At 67.6% G+C, this 1,136-nt stretch carries 1 protein-coding gene; it reads right to left on the reverse strand.

The window, feature by feature from the left end:
- On the reverse strand, nucleotides 1-1,136 hold a 1,136-nt coding region (locus tag BRW65_RS30820; protein ID WP_208611961.1), incomplete at both ends, for an acetyl-CoA C-acetyltransferase.

The raw sequence follows: 1,136 nt of genomic DNA on the forward strand, positions 1-1,136 counted from the left end.
CCGGCGCCGCACAGCGCGGCGACGCCGTATCCGCCGCCGCGCCGCGCCAGTTCCAGCGCCACGTGCAGCGTGATCCGCGCGCCCGACATGCCGATCGGGTGCCCGACGGCGATCGCGCCGCCGTTGACGTTGACGATCGCGGGGTCGATACCCAGTTCGCGGGTCGAGGCCAGCGCGACCGCGGAGAACGCCTCGTTGATTTCGACGACGTCGAGCTGATCGACGGTGATGCCCTCGCGGCTGAGCGCTTTCTTGATCGCGTTGGCCGGCTGCGACTGCAGGGTGGAGTCCGGTCCGGCCACCACACCGTGTGCACCGATCTCGACCAGCCAGGTCAGCCCCAGCTCCTCGGCCTTGGCCTTGTTCATCACCACCACGGCCGCGGCCCCGTCAGAGATCTGCGACGCCGAACCGGCGGTGATGGTGCCGTCCTGGCGGAAGGCCGGCTTGAGGCCGGCCAGGGACTCCGCGGTGGTGTTGGCGCGAATCCCCTCGTCCTCGCTGAACTGCAGCGGATCACCCTTGCGCTGTGGGATGTTGACGGGCACGACCTCATCGGCGAAGACGCCGTCCTTCCACGCCGCGGCCGCCTTCTGATGCGACCGCGCAGCGAACTCGTCCTGCTCGGCGCGGGTGAACCTGTCGACGTCGTTACGCTGCTCGGTGAGCGCGCCCATCGGCTGGTCGGTGAACACATCATGCAGGCCGTCGTAGGCCAGATGGTCCAGGACCGTGACATCGCCATACTTGTAGCCCGCCCGGCTGTCCATCAGCAAATGCGGCGCCTTGGTCATCGACTCCTGCCCACCGGCCACCACCACGTCGAACTCCCCGGCCCGGATCACCTGATCAGCCAGCGCGATGGCGTCGATACCCGACAAGCACATCTTGTTGATCGTCAGCGCCGGGACATCCCAACCGATACCCGCGGCCACCGCCGCCTGCCGGGCCGGCATCTGGCCGGCCCCGGCGGTCAACACCTGACCCATGATCACGTACTCGACCAGCGAGGCGGGAACGTTGGCCTTCTCCAACGCTCCGGCAATCGCAATCGCACCCAAATCGCTGGCCGAAAAATCCTTCAGCGAACCCATCAACTTGCCGATCGGCGTGCGCGCTCCAGCAACGATCACCGA

The sequence above is a fragment of the Mycobacterium paraffinicum genome (assembly GCF_001907675.1).
GTDB lineage: Bacteria > Actinomycetota > Actinomycetes > Mycobacteriales > Mycobacteriaceae > Mycobacterium > Mycobacterium paraffinicum_A.